Annotated in this window: 12 protein-coding genes and 1 pseudogene; all 13 read left to right on the top strand. The window is 70.8% G+C overall.

The genetic code is table 11. The annotated features are described in order from the left end of the window. The first annotated feature begins 275 nt into the window (after window positions 1-275). The 13 genes and pseudogenes from AC07FA_RS16925 (at window position 276) to AC07FA_RS16985 (ending at window position 17,241) form a co-directional block, all read left to right on the top strand. Complete coding sequence (locus tag AC07FA_RS16925) at window positions 276-1,238, top strand: glycosyltransferase family 2 protein (protein WP_479076256.1); 963 nt, start codon at window positions 276-278, stop codon at window positions 1,236-1,238. Beyond that, a complete protein-coding gene (locus tag AC07FA_RS16930; RefSeq protein ID WP_479076257.1) occupies window positions 1,235-2,608 on the top strand; it encodes an NAD(P)/FAD-dependent oxidoreductase in 1,374 nt (457 codons plus the stop codon). The genes AC07FA_RS16925 and AC07FA_RS16930 overlap by 4 nt, the downstream gene beginning before the upstream one ends. Further along, complete coding sequence (locus tag AC07FA_RS16935; RefSeq protein WP_479076258.1) at window positions 2,601-4,019, top strand: aspartate aminotransferase family protein; 1,419 nt, start codon at window positions 2,601-2,603, stop codon at window positions 4,017-4,019. The genes AC07FA_RS16930 and AC07FA_RS16935 overlap by 8 nt, the downstream gene beginning before the upstream one ends. Then, window positions 4,016-4,387: a hypothetical protein gene (locus AC07FA_RS16940; protein WP_479076260.1), complete on the top strand. Its 372-nt coding sequence runs from the start codon at window positions 4,016-4,018 to the stop codon at window positions 4,385-4,387. Before AC07FA_RS16935 ends, AC07FA_RS16940 begins: the two co-directional genes overlap by 4 nt. Next, complete coding sequence (locus AC07FA_RS16945; protein ID WP_479076261.1) at window positions 4,384-5,868, top strand: GMC family oxidoreductase N-terminal domain-containing protein; 1,485 nt, start codon at window positions 4,384-4,386, stop codon at window positions 5,866-5,868. The genes AC07FA_RS16940 and AC07FA_RS16945 overlap by 4 nt, the downstream gene beginning before the upstream one ends. Beyond that, the gene (locus tag AC07FA_RS16950; RefSeq protein ID WP_479076262.1) at window positions 5,865-7,100 is read left to right on the top strand and encodes an MFS transporter; all 1,236 of its coding nucleotides are present in this window, start codon (window positions 5,865-5,867) and stop codon (window positions 7,098-7,100) included. The genes AC07FA_RS16945 and AC07FA_RS16950 overlap by 4 nt, the downstream gene beginning before the upstream one ends. Beyond that, window positions 7,097-8,854, top strand: coding sequence for a beta-galactosidase (locus AC07FA_RS16955; protein ID WP_479076264.1), 1,758 nt, complete (start codon window positions 7,097-7,099; stop codon window positions 8,852-8,854). Before AC07FA_RS16950 ends, AC07FA_RS16955 begins: the two co-directional genes overlap by 4 nt. Continuing rightward, a complete protein-coding gene (locus AC07FA_RS16960; RefSeq protein WP_479076266.1) occupies window positions 8,854-11,241 on the top strand; it encodes a beta-galactosidase in 2,388 nt (795 codons plus the stop codon). Before AC07FA_RS16955 ends, AC07FA_RS16960 begins: the two co-directional genes overlap by 1 nt. 89 nt (window positions 11,242-11,330) lie before the next feature. Next, window positions 11,331-12,404: a LacI family DNA-binding transcriptional regulator gene (locus AC07FA_RS16965; RefSeq protein ID WP_479076267.1), complete on the top strand. Its 1,074-nt coding sequence runs from the start codon at window positions 11,331-11,333 to the stop codon at window positions 12,402-12,404. Window positions 12,405-12,654: 250 nt separating this feature from the next. Then, window positions 12,655-13,500 (top strand): annotated as a pseudogene (locus AC07FA_RS16970) (chitosanase); the annotation flags it as partial. A 57-nt stretch (window positions 13,501-13,557) separates the two neighbouring features. Further along, window positions 13,558-14,775, top strand: a complete 1,218-nt coding sequence (locus AC07FA_RS16975) for a discoidin domain-containing protein (protein WP_479076594.1) — start codon at window positions 13,558-13,560, stop codon at window positions 14,773-14,775. Between the two features lie 124 nt (window positions 14,776-14,899). Further along, window positions 14,900-16,204, top strand: coding sequence for an MFS transporter (locus AC07FA_RS16980; protein WP_479076269.1), 1,305 nt, complete (start codon window positions 14,900-14,902; stop codon window positions 16,202-16,204). Next, entirely contained in the window at window positions 16,204-17,241 is a 1,038-nt protein-coding gene (locus AC07FA_RS16985; RefSeq protein WP_479076271.1) for a TolB family protein, read from the top strand. Before AC07FA_RS16980 ends, AC07FA_RS16985 begins: the two co-directional genes overlap by 1 nt. The last annotated feature ends 145 nt before the right edge of the window (window positions 17,242-17,386 follow it).

Genomic DNA, 17,386 nt, shown 5'->3' on the forward strand with positions numbered 1-17,386 from the left:
CGCGATGGCGGTCACCGCTGAGACCGCCACTCCGGGCCCCGACCTGACGGTCTGTCAGATGCCCTGTCCGCAAGGGTGATTGAGGGCACCTTCCGAGGTGAGGCCGTTCTCCCCGGAAACGTACACAAAGCGCCGACTCCCCGCTCCGGGCATCCTCCAGGGCTTCTTGACGCCATGAAAGTTACCGGTAACATCGGTGTCGCTTCGAGTGACCCTTCGTGTCCGACCGGTGCCACATCGTTGGTGTCGGCGACCCAGTGCAAGGAGTTCATCCTGTGCCGCAGAAGAGGCAGACGCCCGGCAGGAGAAAGCCGAAGATCAGCGTCGTCATTCCCTGTTACAACGAAATCGCCGTCGTCCGCCACACCCACGCACGCCTGACCGGGACACTGCGCCGGCTCAGTGGCTTCGACTACGAGCAGATCTACGTGGACGACGGCAGCGTGGACGGGACATGGGAAGCGATCGAGTCGCTGTCACGTGTCGACCCCACCGTCAGGGCCGTCCGGTTCAGCAGGAACTTCGGGCATCAGGCGGCGTGCATGGCCGGTCTGCGCGCGGCGGCCGGTGACGCCGTCGTCGTGATCGACGCGGACCTGCAGGACCCTCCGGAGCTCATACCGGAGATGGCTGAGCTGTGGCTCGACGGATGGTCGGTGGTTTCCGCCCGTCGGCGCAGGCGCGACGGGGAGACCCTGTTCAAGAAGGCCAGCGCCTACGCGTTCTACCGACTGCTCAACGCCATGTCCGATCACTCGCTCGCGCTCGACACGGGCGACTTCCGCCTGCTGGACCGGGAGCTGGTCACCCACCTCTGCGACACCAGCGACAAGAACCTCTATCTCCGCGGCGCGATCAGCTGGTTCGGATTCCCCGAAGCCAGCGTCGAGTACGACCGCAACCCCCGTATGGCGGGGGAGTCGAAGTACACCCTGCGCAAGATGTTCGCCCTGTCCCGGCGCGGACTGCTGGCCGGCTCCGTGACCCCGCTGCGGATGTCCACCTGTGTGGGCGCGGCCGCGCTGCTGGGCGGTCTGGGAGCCGCTGTGCTCCGGCGGGACCCGAAGCTGCTGGTGCGGCCGGGGACCTTCGGCGCCCAGACCCTCGCCATCGGCATCGTCGGCGAATACCTGCACGCGGTCTTCCGCCAGGTGCAGGGACATCCCGACTACATCGTCAAGGAACAGCTCGGCACACCGTCACGCACCCTCGCCGCGAAGGAGCGCATAGCCTCGTGAACTCCGCCACCGAAGTACAGCTCGACCCCGTGGACGTCGTCATCGTGGGTGCCGGATTCACCGGCCTCGCCGCCGCACTCGAACTCGCCGGTCAGGGGCGCAGTGTCCGCGTGCTCGAACGGGACCCCGCGGTCGGCGGGCTCGCCGCGAGTTTCGACGTGGGCGGTCAGCGGCTGGAGCGCTTCTACCACCACTGGTTCTCCTCGGACAACGAGATGATCGCGCTGTGCGAGACCCTCGGCATAGCGCATCTGCTGGAGGCTCACGAGACCCGCACCGGACTCTTCTACGCCAACTCCGTCTACCGGCTGTCGGCGCCCCTGGACGTCCTGCGCTTCGCGCCCCTGGCGCTGAAGGACCGCATCCGGCTGGGGATCCTCGCCCTGCGCGCCCGGAGGGTGAAGCACTGGCGGGAGCTGGAATCGCTCACCGCCGAGGAGTGGCTCGTGTCTCTCGGCGGACGCCGGGTGTACGAGGTGGTCTGGCGCCCGCTGCTGGAGGGGAAGTTCGGAAAGTACGCCGACCAGGTCGGTGCCACCTGGATGTGGACCAAGCTCCACCTGCGCGGGGGCAGCCGCACCCGGTCGGGGCGCGAGACCCTCTATTACATCAAGGGAGGCTGCCAGGCCCTGCTGACAGCCCTTCAGGAGCACCTCGAATCGATGGGGGTGGACATCCGCACCAGCACACCGGCCGCCGGCGTGCGGGTCGACGGATCAGGGGTCACCGGCGTGGAGACGAGCGGTGCGTTCCATCCAGCGAGCCAGGTCCTGATCACCACCGCGCCCGAGCTGGCCGCGCGACTGCTGGACCACAAGAGCGTCGACCACCCCGCCGTACCCGAGCTGATCCGCCGCTGGCGCGGGGTGGAGTACCTCGGCAACGTGTGCCTCGTACTGGAGAACAACCGCAAGCTCTCCGACACGTACTGGCTGAACGTCAACGACCCCGACTTCCCCTACGTCGGCGTCATCGAGCACACCAACCTCGACAGCCCCGAGCGCTACGAGGGCAGACACGTCGTCTATCTCTCCAAGTACCTGCCGACGGACGCCCCGCTGTACCAGATGACCGACGACGAGGTCTTCGAGTACAGCCTGCCCCACATCAAGCGCATGTTCCCCGACTTCGACCGCAGCTGGGTGGAGCGCTACCACGTGTGGCACGCGGAGCACGCGCAACCCGTGATCACTCCGCACTACAGCCGCGTGATGCCGCCGGTCGATTCCGGGGTCAGGGGGCTCTACGTGTCGGGCATGGCCCAGGTGTTCCCCGAGGACCGCGGGACCAACTACGCGGTACGCGGCGGGCGCCGAGCCGGCCGTCTCATCGCCGACCGGCACGTCTCCACCGGGAGCGACCATGTCTGAGCTGCTCACCCTGGACGACGCTGAGAACCTGACCACCGAGCAGGTCCACGACCTGTACCAGAGGTTCGTCAGCCGCAGTCAGGTCTCCCTCATCGGCTCCTTCGGCTTCGGCCGCGACCTGGTCGATCACGCGCAGGGCGCCTGGATCCATCTGCGCGACGGCCGTCGCGTCCTCGACTTCACGGGCGGCGTCGGCGTTCTGAACCACGGCCACAACCACCCGAGGATCCTGACGGCCCGGCGCCGCTTCCAGGAAGCGCGCCGGATGGAGGTGCACAAGAACTACTTCTCCCCGTACGTGGCCGCGCTGAGCCACAACCTCGCCGCCCTGCTCCCCGGTGACCTCGACATCAGCTACTTCCCCAACTCGGGCGCGGAGGCGGTGGAGGGAGCGGTCAAGCTCGCGTACAAGTACCACCGGGGCCGTCGCGGCACCGTGCTGCACACGGACATCGCCTTCCACGGCAAACTCCTGGGCGCGGGCAGCCTGACCGCGTCCCCGGAGGTGCACTTCCCGTACCCGGGCATTCCCGGTACGGACACCTTCGGATACGACGACGTGGACTCGTTCCTCCTCGCCCTCGACCGGCACACCGACGCGGCGGGCGACAGCGACGTCTACGCCGTGGTGCTGGAGCCCTTCAGCGCCTCCAGCCTGCGGGAGTGCTCCCCCGCGTTCCTCCACGAGGTGCGGCGGGTGTGCACCGAACGCGACATCGTGCTGATCTTCGACGAGGTGTACACCGGCTGGGGCAAGACCGGCGCCCTGTTCCACTTCATGCACCACCCGGGGCTCGTCCCCGACATCGTCACGACGTCCAAGTCGTTCGGCGGTGGCAAGTCCTCGATCTCCGGCTACATCACGCGTGAGCCGCTCTTCAGGGCCGCCTACGACAACCTCTCGGACGCCACACTCCACAGCACGACCTACTACGGTTTCGGTGAGGAGACCGCCACCGCTCTGGAAGCCGTGGCGATCGCGGTCGAGGAGGACTTCCCCGGCCGGGCCCGCGCGCTGGGCGAGCGCCTCGGCGACGGCCTCGCGGGCATCGCCGCGCGCCATCCCCGCCTGGTGCGTGAGGTCAGAGGGCGCGGCGCGCTGCACGGGATCTTCCTCAACCCGGGCCCCGAGATCCCCGCCCGGGTGCGGGCCGCACTGCCGACCTCCCTGGCCAGGGACCCGCAGGCCCTGGCGAAAATCCTGACCGGCGCCGTGGTCGCCGCCCTGTACCGCGACCACGGGGTGCTGACCTTCTTCGGCTCCAACCGCGCCATCGCCCTGATCGCCTCACCGTCCCTGGTGACGCGGGACGACGAAGTGGACCTCTTCCTGAAGGCCCTGGACGAGGTCCTCGACCAGGGCGCCGTCCGGCTGGTCTCCGCTCTGGTCCGCGAAAAGGTGACCGGATGACCATGACCGCCCGCGCCCTGGACGCTTCCTCGCTGCCCCTGTGCTGGTCCGCCGAGTTCGAGGCGCTCAGCTCGTCGCAGGCCCGCGCCCTGGCCGTCGAGCACACCGTGGCGAGTGTGGACCGCATGCCCGCCGCCTACCGGTACGGCATAGCGCTCGCCCTCCGGCTGTTCCCGGTCGCCTTCCGCGTCACGGCCGGGCACCGGCCCCGGGCCGCCACACCGGAACAGATACGCCGCGGCATGGCCCGGTTGCGCGGTCTGCCGGGATACGGCGAGGTGCTGCGCGCCACCACCGCCCTCGCCCTGTACGGGGCGCTGGACGGGGCCCGGCCCGGGGTCCGGGTCGCCGCAGGGGGCTCCCGATGAGGTTCCCGGCACGGCGGGCCGGCACCGGGCGCGAGGTCGAGTGCGACGCGCTGGTCGTCGGCTCCGGGGCGGGCGGCGGCGTCGCCGCCCTCGAACTGGCCCGTGCGGGACGCGCCGTGACCGTACTGGAGGAAGGACCCCGGGTCGGCACCCAGGACTTCGAGGACAGCACCCCGGCCGAGTCGATGCGCCGTCTCTACCGCAACGGCGGGGCCACCGCGGTCTTCGGCACACCCACCATCGCCTACGGCGAGGCACGGGTGGTCGGAGGCACGACCGTCGTCAACGGCGGCCTGCTGTGGGAGCCCTCCCGTGCGCTGCTGGACCGATGGGCGTCACTGAGCGGGTACGGCGGATACCGCGCCCCCGTGCTCGGAGCGCACTTCGCCGGGGTCCAGCGGCGCCTGGGCATGATCGTCCAGGAGCACGGGGACGGCAACGAGGACTCCCGGCTGCTGGCCCGCGCCGCCGAATCCCTGGGCTGGCGCTGGCAGCGACCCCAGCGCGTGGTCCGCGGGTGCGAGCACCGCAACCAGTGCGCGACCGGCTGTCCGAGCGGCGCGAAGCAGAGCATGGCGGTCACCTACCTCCCCCGGGCCGAGGAGCTCGGCGCCCGCATCAGCCCTGGTGTGCGCGTGGACCGCATCGTGCACGTACGGGGTCTCGTACGGCGTGTGGAGGCCACGGACGCACAAGGGCACCCGCTCCTCTACCGGCCCCGCACGCTGTTCGTGGCCGCGGGACCGATCGGCACCCCCGTGCTGCTGCGGCGCAGCGGAATCCACTCCCGGACGGCCGGGCGGCGACTGGCACTGCACCTCAACCTGCGGACGATCGCCAGGTTCCCCCGCATCGTCGACGCGGTGCGCGGCACCATGTTCACCGCCCAGGTCCAGGAACACTCCGACCTCGGCATGCTCGTCATGCCCTCCAACCTGACGCCGGGGGGACTGGGCGCCGCACTGGCGGGGCGGGACCCCCACGTGGTCAACCGGCTCCTCGACGAGCGGGCGTACCTGGGGATGTTCACCACCCAGGTACGGATGCAGGGGCCGGCCGGCATCGCCGCGGTGCTCGGCCGCACTCCGGTCCTGCGGCACGGCATGAGCCGGTCGGACCATCACGCGCTGACGCTGGCCTTCCGCCGTACCGCCCAACTGCTGTTCGCGGCGGGGGCCACCGAAGTGCTGCCGCCGACGAGCGCGGCCGCACCGCTGCGCACGCCGTCGGAGGTGGAGGCGTACTGCACCCGGGTGCGCCCCGGTGACTGGGAGCTGGTGTCCGTGCACGGCATGGCCAGCTGCCCCATGGCGCTGCCCGAGCGGGGCGGGGTCTGCGACGAACAGGGCAGACCGCACGGCTTCGCCAACCTGCACCTGTGCGACGCCAGCGTGCTGCCCGGGGCTCCCGGGATCAGCCCGCAGGGAACGATCATGTCCTTCGCCCACGAGATCGTGGGCCGCCATCTGGAGTCCGTATGACAGAGAAAACCGCGGCGCACCCGGCTCCCGGGGCGCCACCGGCACACCGCCCGCCCGCCTTCAGCGGGGCCGCCGTCGTGGCGTCCTGTATCGGCTTCGTGCTGATCGGAGCGCTCCAGGCACTGTACGGTCCGGCCATCCCGGCGTTCCGTACGGAGTTCGGGCTCTCCCCCTCCGGAGCCGGTCTGGGACTCAGCGCGCACTTCGTGGGCGGTGTCGCCGGCGTACTGGTCTTCGACCGGCTGTACGGACGCGTCGGGAACCGCCGCCTCCTCGGCGGCTCCTACCTGCTGATGGCCGTCGGTGCCGCCGGGTTCGCCGTGGCGCCGAACTGGCCGGTGGGCCTGCTCGCGGCGCTGCTCGCCGGGCTCGGCTTCGGCGGAATCGACTACGGCCTCAACCAGCTCTTCGCCACCGGCTTCGGCCACCGCTCCACAGCGATGCTCAACATCCTCAACGCCCACTTCGGGGTGGGCGCCATCCTGGGCCCGGCACTGATCGGACTGGTCGGTTCGGAGCACTACCCGGCCGTCTTCCTCGGATTCGCCGCCCTCACCCTGCCGTTGCTGCTGTGTCTGCGCGGAGTCCGGGACCAGGCCGGGCAGCAGCCCGCGGGTGGCGATGCCGCCCCGGCCGCTCCCCGCGTCCTCGGGCGCAGCCTCGGCACCGTACTGGGCGTCTTCGTCGTGCTGTACGTCCTGCACGTCGGGATCGAGGCGGGCGTCGGCGGCTGGGAGCCCACGCACCTGGTCACGGTCGGATACGGAGCGGGAGTCGCGGCGACCGCCACGTCCGTGTACTGGCTGATGATGACGGTCGGCCGCTTCCTGGTCGCGCCCATCGCGCTGCGCTTCTCGCCCCAGTCCATCATCACCGTCTCCTGCGCGGGGATGACGCTCTGCCTGTTCGCAGCCGCCGTACCCGCACTCGCTCCCTACGCGTACGCGGGCGTCGGCCTGTTCATCGCGCCGATCTTCCCCACCGCGCTGCCGTGGCTGATGGAGGCCGCCCCCCAGGCGCGCCGGGCGGGGGCCCTGGTCATCGCCGCCTCCATGGCCGGGGGAGTGGCCGCGGGACCCGCGCTCGGCAAGGTCATCGAGTGGGCGGGCATCAGGGCGGTTCCCCTGCTCCTCGCCGTCGTCTCGCTCCTGTGCCTCGCGGCCACTCTCTGGCTGATCGGCGCCACCCGCATCTCACCGGACCCCACCGCAGAAGGACCCACCAAGAGATGAGTTCGCTCACCACCACCGCCGACGGCTTCACCCTGCGCGGCGAACCCTTCCGGATCATCTCCGGCGCCATGCACTACTTCCGCGTGCACCCCGGCCAATGGGCGGACCGGCTGCGCAAGGCACGGCTGATGGGACTGAACACGGTCGAGACGTACGTGCCCTGGAACCTGCACCAGCCGGCGCCCGGCACCCTCGACCTCGACGGTCTGCTGGACCTCCCGCGCTATCTGCGGCTGGCGCAGGAGGCGGGACTGCACGTACTGCTGCGGCCCGGACCGTACATCTGCGCGGAATGGGACGGCGGCGGGCTGCCCGCCTGGCTCACCGCCGACCGCGACATCGGGCTGCGCAGCAGCGACCCCCGTTTCACCGACGCGATCGACGGCTACTTCGACCTGCTCCTTCCCGCGCTCGCGCCGTTCATGGCGTCGGCGGGCGGCCCCGTCATCGCCGTGCAGGTGGAGAACGAGTACGGGGCGTACGGCAAGGACGCGGCCTATCTGAAACACCTGGAACAGGGCCTGCGCGCGCGAGGCGTGCGGGAACTCCTCTTCACCTGCGACCAGGCCGACCCCGCGCACCTGGAGGCCGGAAGCATCCCGGGCGTGCTCGCCACCGGCACCTTCGGCGGAAAGATCGAACAGTCCTTGGAGCGGTTGCGCGCGCATCAGGAGCACGGGCCCCTGATGTGCACCGAGTTCTGGATCGGGTGGTTCGACCACTGGGGCGAGCCACACCATGTGCGCAGCACGGACGAGGCCGCCGCCGCGCTGGAGACCCTGCTCGCGTCGGGCGCCTCGGTGAACATCTACATGTTCCACGGCGGCACCAACTTCGCCTTCACCAACGGCGCCAACCACGAGCACACGTACAGCCCGGTCGTCACCTCGTACGACTACGACGCCCCGTTGAGCGAGTCCGGCGACCCCGGCCCCAAGTACCACGCCTTCCGGGAGGTCATCGCACGGCACGCACCCGTGCCCGATGCGCCCGTCCCGGCTCCGGCCCCCAAGCTGGCCCCCGCCACCGTGCTCCTGGACCGCCGTACACCCCTTCTGGAGCGAGTCGGCGAACTCGGCCTCCCGGTGCGCACCCGGGAACCACTGACGATGGAAGCGATGGGGCTGCGCGCCGGCTTCGTGCTCTACCGCACCACACTCCCCACCGCGGGAGACGGAGTCCTGCACTTCACCCATGGTGTGGGCGACCGCGCCCAGGTCTTCGTGGACGGCGCCCCGGCCGGCGTCCTCGAACGCGAGCATCACCAGGAGAGCCTGACCGTGCGTGTTCCGCGCGCGGGGGCCGGACTCGACGTGCTGGTGGAGAACCTGGGCGGCGTCAACTACGGGCCCCGCATCGGCGACGACAAGGGCCTGCTGGGACCGGTGTCCCTCGACGGCGTCGTACTGGGGGAGTGGGACTGCTACCCCCTGGCGCTGAACGACCTCGGCCCTCTGAAGCACGCCCCGCACGACGAGGGGCGGGCCGGACCCGCCTTCCACCACGGCACCTTCCACGTCGAAGCACCCGCCGACACCTTCCTCGCCCTGCCGGGCTGGACGAAGGGGCAGGCCTGGATCAACGGGTTCAACCTCGGCCGCTACTGGAGCCGTGGTCCGCAGCGCACCCTCTACGTGCCCGCGCCCGTCCTGCGCACCGGAGCCAATGAGCTGGTGCTCCTGGAGCTGGACGCCACCGTCACCTCACGAGCCCTGCTGACCGATACCCCCGACCTGGGAGTGGAGAAATCCTGATGCGAAACCACCTGCGGCTGCCTCCCCCCGCCGCCCCGCCGATGTCGGGGCACCTGCCGTTCGGCGACGCGCCGGGAGTCACCGACCCCATCGAGGTGACCAGCCGATACCTCACCCGGGGCGGCCGCCCCTGGTTCCCCGTCTCCGGTGAGTTCCACTTCAGCCGCTACCCCGCCGGGCAGTGGGAGGAGGAACTCCTGAAGATGAAGGCCGGCGGGATCACCGTCGTCGCCGCGTACGTGATCTGGATTCACCACGAGGAGAACCAGGGCCGCATCCGCTTCGACGGCGACCGCGACCTGCGGCACTTCGCCGAGCTGTGCTCCCGTCACGGTCTGGACTTCATTCCCCGGATCGGGCCCTGGTGCCACGCCGAGGTACGCAACGGCGGCCTGCCCGACTGGGTGCTCGGCCTCGACTGCGCACCACGCACCGACCACCCCGCCTATCTGGAGCCCGTACGACGGTGGTTCGCGGCCATCGGCGAGCAACTGCGGGGACTCGACCGGGCCAACGGGGGCCCTGTCGTCGCCGTCCAGATCGAGAACGAGCTCTACGACCAGCCCGGCCACCTGCTCACACTCAAACGGCTCGCCCAGCACAGCGGCCTCAGCGCGCCCCTGTGGACGGCCACCGCCTGGGGCGGCGTCCAACTGCCCCCCGACGAGCTGCTGCCGTTGTACGGCGGCTACCCCGAGACCTTCTGGACCGAGGCGCACGGGGGCTGGCCCGACACCTGCCGTAAACACTTCTTCTTCACCCACCAGCGTGACGACGAAGGCATCGGCGCCGACCTGCGGCCCACCACCGTACGGGGCGGTGAGGGCGCGCCCGCCGACCGGTTCCCCTGGGCCACCTGCGAGCTCGGCGGAGGCATGGCCCACTCCTACCACCGGCGGCCCCGGGTCGACGCCGCCGATGTGGCGGCGCTGGGACTCACCAAGATCGGTTGCGGTTCGACCTGGCAGGGCTACTACATGTTCCACGGCGGTACGAACCCGGCGGGCGAACTCACCACGCTCCAGGAATCGCACGCCACCGGCTATCCCAACGACCTTCCGGTGCTCACGTACGACTTCCAGGCTCCGCTCGGCGAGTACGGCCAGTACCGGCCCTCGTACCATGAGCTGCGGCTCCAGCACCTGTTGCTCGCGGACTTCGGACACCGCATCGCGCCCATGATCTCCGTCCTGCCCGAGCAGCAGCCCATCGGGCAGGACGACCGTGCCACCCTGCGCTGGGCGGTGCGCTGCGATGCCGACGCGGGATTCCTGTTCGTCAACAACCACCAACCGCACGAGCCGCTGCCCGCGCACCCCGCCACCTCCTTCGGGATCGACTGGCCCGGTGGCACCGCGCTCTCGCTGCCCTCTACGCCCCTCACCATCCCCTCCGGCGCCTCCTTCTGCTGGCCGCTCCGCATGCCGGTGGCGGGGGCACGGCTGGAGTGGGCGACCGCTCAGCCGGTGTGCCGGGTCGAGAGCGACGGGCGGACCGTCCTCGTGCTCGCGGCGATCGACGGCATCGACCCCGAACTCGCCCTGGACGCCTCCACGGTGACATCGGTGAGCGCACCGGACGGCGACGTCACCCACGTCGACGGACGCGTTCTGGTCACCGGTCTGACCGCGGGAACCGGCGCCCTCGTGGAGATCGAAACCTCCGGCGGAGACCGCGTCGGCCTGCTCGTGCTGGACGCGGCCACCGCGCCGAGCGTCTACCGGGGGCGTGCCTGGGACGCCGAGCGCCTGGTCCTGTGCCAGGAAGGCGTCGTCTTCGACCATGACGAGGTACGCGTCCACAGCACCGCCGCCGAACCGTCCTTCGCGGTCTTCCCGGCTCCGCCGCAGCCGCTGAGCGCGCCCGGTGCCCGGGTGCGCACCGAACCCGACGGAGTCTTCACCCGCTACCGCCTCAGCGCGGACCAGCCGGCGCACGAGGCCCCCGCGCCGCTCGGCGTGCGGCTCGTCCGGTCCGCCGGACCCGCCCCCGCGCCGACGGCCAACGCCATGGGCCGGTCAAGCGCTCCGGTCGACAAGGACTTCGAGAGTTCGGCCGCCGAGTACCGCCTCGACGTCCCGGATACGCTCCTCGACCGGCCGGACGGAGTGCTCCTGCGCATCGACTGGACGGGCGACGTGGCGCGGGCCTGCACCGGCGAGACGCTCGTGGCCGACCAGTTCCAGGCCGGGCAGCCCTGGGAGATCGGCCTGGACCGGGTGGACACGCACGCGGCACGCGCCCACGGGATCACGCTGCGGGTGCTCCCCCTGCACGCCGGGCAGCAGGGCGTGCACCTTCCGGCCGGCACCGCGGAGCACCGGGAGGCCCGGGTCACCGGTGCCACGTGGAGTGCGAGCCGGGCCTGGCCGGTCCGCCGCGGCTGAGCCCGTGGGTGATCTCATGGCCGTCCGGCATATCCTTGATCCGGCCGGACGGCCATGACCGAAAACCGGTGCTCCCGAGGAGACCCACGATGCCCGCAGCCGCCTCCGGCAGACCGTCTCCGGCCGGGCGCAGCCGCCGGAGCTTCGCCGGAACCAAACCGGTCATGGACGATGTCGCCCGGCTCGCGGGTGTCTCCAAACAGACCGTCTCCAGAGTCCTCAACGAGAACCCTTCCGTGCGGCCCGAAACGCGTACGAAGGTCCTCGCGGCGATGAACGAGCTGGGATACCGGCCCAGTTCGAGCGCGCGCTCCCTGGCGAGCGGCCGCACCCGGATACTCGGCGTGATCTCGTTCGACGCGTCCCGGCACGGACCCGCCTCCATTCTCACCGCGATCAACCTCGCGGCTCGCGAGGCCGGTTACCTGATCAGTTCCATAGCCCTGCCCCTGTCCGACGCGGACACCGTCATGCAGGCCGTGGACCGGCTGGCCGCCGAGGGGGCGGACGGTGTCATCGCCATCGCACCGCAGCAGCACACGGACAAGGCGCTGGCCGACGTGGCCCCCGCCATCCCCCTGGTCACCCTGGAGAGCCACCTCGGCTCGGAAACCCCCGTCGTCACCTCGGACTCCGCCGCCGGAGCCCGCATGGCCGTCGAGCACCTCCTGGCCCTCGGGCACTCCACCGTCCAGCACATCGCGGGGCCGAGCGGCTGGCTCGCCGCCGAGCAGCGCGTACTCGGATGGCGCCGGGCACTGGAGGCAGCGGGGGCGTCCGTACCCGAGCCCCTGATCGGCGACTGGAGCGCGAGTTCCGGCTATGCGCTCGGCCGGCGGCTGGCCGCCCAGCGGGACGCCACCGCCGTGTTCGCCTCCAACGACCACATGGCACTGGGCGTTCTGCGGGCACTGCAGGAGGCGGGACGCCGGGTGCCCGACGACGTCAGCGTCATCGGCTACGACGACATCCCTGAAGCCCCGTACCTTCTGCCTCCGTTGACCACCGTCCACAACGACTTCGCCGAGTCGGGCCGACGCGCGCTCCACCTGCTGCTGCGGCAGCTCCAGGGTGCCGGCGAGAGCGGAGTCCGCTCCATCGTCCCGGTCGAGCTGATCGTGCGGGCCAGCACCGGACCGGCGCCCCGTCGAGCGGGCAGCTGAGGCGAACGCCCCTGCGGCGCCCATCCGGCGCCGACCCGGCTCACAGGCGTGCCCCGCTCCGGATTTCTGCTGTCGGGACCCTTGCGGGCACGGGAACAGCACGCTCCAATAGACGCGATCCAATGGGAAGGAAACTTTCCTAACAGAGCTCCATTTCCTGGCTGAGCTGTGCCCGTACGCCCCCCACGACGCCCTGCGCGTCCGGCGTCCGGCACGTCGCGAGAGATCGGAGAACCACATGCGTCTGCGCATGCCCCACCTCATTTCCCGTCGCACCCCCCGCCCGGAACGGCCGCCCCGCCCCACGCACCGCCGTCGGCGCACCGGCACGAGGATCGCCCTGGCCCTGGCGCTGGCCGCGGTTCCCGCCGTGGTCGTCCTCGGCACCGGGCAGGCGGCCGTGGCGACCGGCCTGGACGATCCGGTGAAGAAGGAGATCGCCATGCAGATCGTCTCGACCGCAGAGAACTCCTCGCTCGCATGGCGGGAGCAGTTCGACTACATCGAGGACATCGACGACGGCCGCGGCTACACCGCCGGCATCATCGGCTTCTGCTCCGGCACGCACGACATGCTCGAACTCGTCGAGTACTACACGGATCAGGTGCCCGACAACCCACTGGCCGAATACCTCCCCGCGCTGCGCGAGGTCGACGGGAGCGACTCCCACGAGGGCCTCGACCCCGGCTTCACGGCCGCGTGGGAGGAAGCCGCCGCCACCGAGGAGTTCCGGGCGGCCCAGGAGCACGAGCGCGACCGGGTCTACTTCGGCCCCTCGGTCACCCAGGCCAAGCGTGACGGACTGCGGGTGCTCGGCCAGTTCGCCTACTACGACGCCATCGTCATGCACGGTCAGTCGGGCTTCGAGAGCATCCGCGCCGAGGCCATGAACGACGCCGAGACGCCGGCCGAGGGCGGTGACGAGACCCAGTACCTCGACGCCTTCCTCGACGCCCGTGTCGTGGAGATGAAGAAGGAGGCGGCGCACGAGGACACCAGCCGCGTCGACACCGCCCAGCGGGTCTTCCTGCGCAACGGCAACCTCGACCTCAACACCCCCCTGGCCTGGGCCGTCTACGGTGAGGACTTCCGTATCGACACCGACCCGCGACCCGGCCCAGGACCGACGGACCCGCCGGGCACCGAGACCCTGATATCGCGGGGCAGGCCGGCCACGGCCTCGTCGTCCGAGGACTCGACCCTGACCCCCGGCAAGGCCGTCGACGGTGTGGCGACCACCCGCTGGGCCAGCGCCGAGGGAGTGGACCCGCAGTGGCTCCGCATCGACCTGGGGGAAGGCGCGACCGTCTCCCGGATCGAGTTGACCTGGGAGGCCGCCTACGCGAAGCAGTACCGGCTGGAGATCTCGGCCAACGGCACCGACTGGACCCGCCTGGCCGCGGAGACCGCGGGCAACGGCGGCACCGACACCTGGACGGGCCTCTCCGGGAAGGGCCGGTACGTGCGCGTGTACGGCACCGCGCGCGGCACCGCATGGGGCTACTCACTGTGGGAGATCGGGGTCTACGGCAGCGTCGGGGGCACCACACCCCCCACCGACGGCGCGTTCACCGTGGTCGGAGCCGGCGACATCGCCGACCAGTGCAACCAGAGCGACCCCGGGTGCCAGCACTTCAAGACCGCCGCGCGCGCGATGGCGATCAACCCGGCGTTCTACATCACCATGGGCGACAACCAGTACGACGACGCCCACATCGAGGACTTCCGCTCCTACTACGACAAGTCCTGGGGGCAGTTCAAGGACAAGACCCACCCCGTGCCCGGCAACCACGAGGCGTACGACGACTGGAACAACCAGGACGAGGTCGCCTATCGGGAGTACTTCGGTGACCGCGCCACTCCCCAGGGCAAGATGTGGTACAGCTACGACTACGGCAACTGGCACTTCGTCGCCCTCAACTCCAACCGGTTCGACGAGCGCGAACAGCTCGACTGGCTGAAGGCCGATCTCGACAAGAACAGCAAGAAGTGCGTGGCCGCGTACTTCCACCACCCGCTGTTCAGCTCCGGAAGCCACGGCAACGACCCCGTCGGCAAGCCGGTCTGGTCCATGCTCCAGGCGGCCGGCGCCGAGCTGGTGCTGAGCGGCCACGACCACCACTACGAGCGGTTCGCCCCGCAGAGCCCGGACGGCCAGGCCGACCCCAACGGCATCGTCGAAGTCCTCGGTGGCATGGGCGGCAAGGATCTGTACGGCCAGGGCGACACCGTGCAGAAGAACAGCCAGAAGCGCATCTGGGACAAGTTCGGTGTGATGCGGCTCGACTTCACCGACACGACCTTCACCTCGAAGTTCGTGGGCACCGACGGAACGGTCCTGGACACCGGCCCGACGTACAGCTGTCACTGACCCCCACACCGTCCGTCGTGGTCCGGCCGCCGTGCTGCGGCGGCCGGCCACGCCCGGCGAACGAAACCGCCCGGAGCGCCGGTCGTGCAGCCGGAGCTCCGGGCACCGCGTACCAGGAGCGTGTATGTACCTCGCCGTCGGCAGAGGCCGCCCACCGGACGGCCCCGCCCCCACCCGGACTCCGCCACCCGCACGGCCCGCCGGCCGAAGGCGTCTCACCGGTACGGTCCTCGCGCTGGGCGCGGTCAGCCTGGTCACCGACATCTCGTCCGAGATGGTCACCGCCGTACTGCCCCTCTACCTCGTCCTGGGCCTGGGGCTCAGTCCGCTCCAGTTCGGCTTCCTCGACGGTCTGTACAACGGCGTGACGGCGTTCGTGAGGCTGGCCGGGGGGCACGCCGCCGACCGCTGGCAGCGGCACAGGCTCGTCGCCGGAACCGGCTACGCCCTCTCCACCGTATGCAAGCTCGGCCTGCTGCTGGCGGGCAGTTCCACCCCCGCCCTGTCCGCCGCCCTCGCGGCCGACCGGGTCGGCAAGGGCGTCAGGACGGCGCCGCGCGACGCCCTGATCTCGCTGAACTGCGACGAGCGGGACCTCGGCCACGCCTTTGGTGTGCACCGGGCGATGGACACCACGGGCGCCATGCTCGGACCGCTCGTCGCCTTCGCCATCCTGTGGGCGACCGTCGACGCGTACGACGCCGTCTTCGTCGTCAGCTTCTGCTTCGGTCTGCTGGGCGTGCTCATCCTGTTCGCGTGCGTCCCCGGCCGGGCGACCGCCCCGGCGCGTGCCGCCGGCGCGGCCGCGGCCACACTCAGGGAGACCCTTCGGCTGTTCCGCGTCCCCGCCTTCCGCCGGATCCTCATCACGGCCACGATGCTCGGCCTGGCCGGGGTGGGTGACGGATTCCTCTACCTGGTCCTGCAGAAGCGGCTCGCACTCGACGTGGAGTTCTTCCCGCTGCTGCCGCTCGGCAGCGCCGCGGTCTACCTCCTGCTCGCCGTACCCCTGGGCCGGGCCGCCGACCGGATCGGCCGCCGTATCCCGTACCTGCTGGGGCATGTGGCGCTGCTCGGGGTGTACGCCGCCCTGTTCTCCCCGGTGGCGGGTTGGCCGCTCACCGTCCTGGTGCTCGTACTGCACGGCGCGTTCTACGCGGCGACCGACGGTGTCCTGATGGCTCTCGGCGGTCCGGTCGTTCCCGCGGACCGGCGCGCGGGCGGGATGGCACTTCTGCAGACCGGGCAGAGCGTGGGCCGGCTGATGGCATCCGTCCTGTTCGGAGCCGTCTGGACGGTCTGGGGCATGGACACGGCCCTCGTCCTGGCCGCTGCGGCACTCGGCATTCTCCTGGTCGTCGCCTGCGTACTGCTGCCCGCCGCACCACCGCCCGCCGACCCGACACCCGTCACCGTTCCGGAGCCCTGATGACCCTGACCCCTCTCTCCCTGCGCGCGCGGATCACCGCGCTCATGGCTGCCACCGCCGTACTGGCGGCCGTCGCCGTCGGTTACACGGTCCAGGCGGCCGACGGCGACGGCCGGGCATCGGTGTCCGCCGGCGCCCCGGGCCTCACACTCGCCAACGCGCCCGGCCTCTACCACGGTTCGCCGAAGGGCACCGTGTTCTCGACGCCGTACAGCCCCGCCGGCACACGGACGGCCGACAGGGCGCGGAGCAGGAACACCGGTCTGTCCTGCCACCGCTTCTACGCGAGCGGGCGGACGGCCGTCTGCGTCGCGAGCCATCCGGGCATCTCGCAGAAGACGAAGGTGACCGTCCTCGACCGTGACCTGGACACCCGCCGTACCGTCGTGGTCGGCGGCATACCCAACCGGGCGCGGGTGTCACCCTCGGGCCGGATGGTCGCGTGGACGCTGTTCGTCAGCGGTGACTCGTACGCCTCTTCGTCGTTCTCGACGAGGAGCGGCATCCTCGACACGAGGACCGGCTATCTGATCAAGAACGTGGAGACTCTCCAGCTGTACATCGACGGCCGGCGCTACCACGCGCCGGACGTGAACTTCTGGGGGATCACCTTCGCGGACGACGACAACCGCTTCTACGCCACGGTGGCAACCAAGGGGAAGACGTACCTCGTCGAGGGCGACTTGAAGACGTGGAAGGCCCGCACGCTCCGCCAGAACGCCGAATGCCCCTCCCTGTCGCCCGACGGCACCCGGATCGCCTTCAAGAAACGGGTCCGCGAGGGCACCGAGGACCCGTGGCGGCTCCACGTCCTGGACCTGCGAACGATGCGGGAGACCCCCTTGGCCGAGACCCGCAGTGTCGACGACCAGGCGGCCTGGCTGGACAACTCGACGGTCGCGTACGCCCTGCCCGGCCGGACGAAGGGCACGTCGGACGTCTGGACCGTCCCCGTCGATGGCTCACCCACCGAGCCGGCGCTTCTCCTGCGCGATGCCTCGTCACCGTCCATGGTGCCGGGAACAGCGGGGCGTTGAGACCAACAGCGCCGCACCCGCCGAGGAGCGTGGCAGCCACTGACGGAGCTGCGGGGGGAGGCCCGGGGGGGGGGGGGGGGGGGGGGGGGGGGAGAGAGGGGAGGGGGGGGGGGAGGGGGGGGGGGGGGGAACCGTCCACCACAGC

This window comes from Streptomyces sp. NPDC045968 (assembly GCF_056430475.1).

Excerpts from the sequence above, each read along its gene's own strand:
- AC07FA_RS16935 (WP_479076258.1), top strand. The coding sequence starts at position 2,601 with ATGTCTGAGCTGCTCACCCTGGACGACGCTGAGAACCTGACCACCGAG.
- AC07FA_RS16985 (WP_479076271.1), top strand. The coding sequence starts at position 16,204 with ATGACCCTGACCCCTCTCTCCCTGCGCGCGCGGATCACCGCGCTCATG.
- AC07FA_RS16965 (WP_479076267.1), top strand. The coding sequence starts at position 11,331 with ATGCCCGCAGCCGCCTCCGGCAGACCGTCTCCGGCCGGGCGCAGCCGC.
- AC07FA_RS16945 (WP_479076261.1), top strand. The coding sequence starts at position 4,384 with ATGAGGTTCCCGGCACGGCGGGCCGGCACCGGGCGCGAGGTCGAGTGC.
- AC07FA_RS16950 (WP_479076262.1), top strand. The coding sequence starts at position 5,865 with ATGACAGAGAAAACCGCGGCGCACCCGGCTCCCGGGGCGCCACCGGCA.
- AC07FA_RS16960 (WP_479076266.1), top strand. The coding sequence starts at position 8,854 with ATGCGAAACCACCTGCGGCTGCCTCCCCCCGCCGCCCCGCCGATGTCG.
- AC07FA_RS16940 (WP_479076260.1), top strand. The coding sequence starts at position 4,016 with ATGACCATGACCGCCCGCGCCCTGGACGCTTCCTCGCTGCCCCTGTGC.
- AC07FA_RS16980 (WP_479076269.1), top strand. The coding sequence starts at position 14,900 with ATGTACCTCGCCGTCGGCAGAGGCCGCCCACCGGACGGCCCCGCCCCC.
- AC07FA_RS16955 (WP_479076264.1), top strand. The coding sequence starts at position 7,097 with ATGAGTTCGCTCACCACCACCGCCGACGGCTTCACCCTGCGCGGCGAA.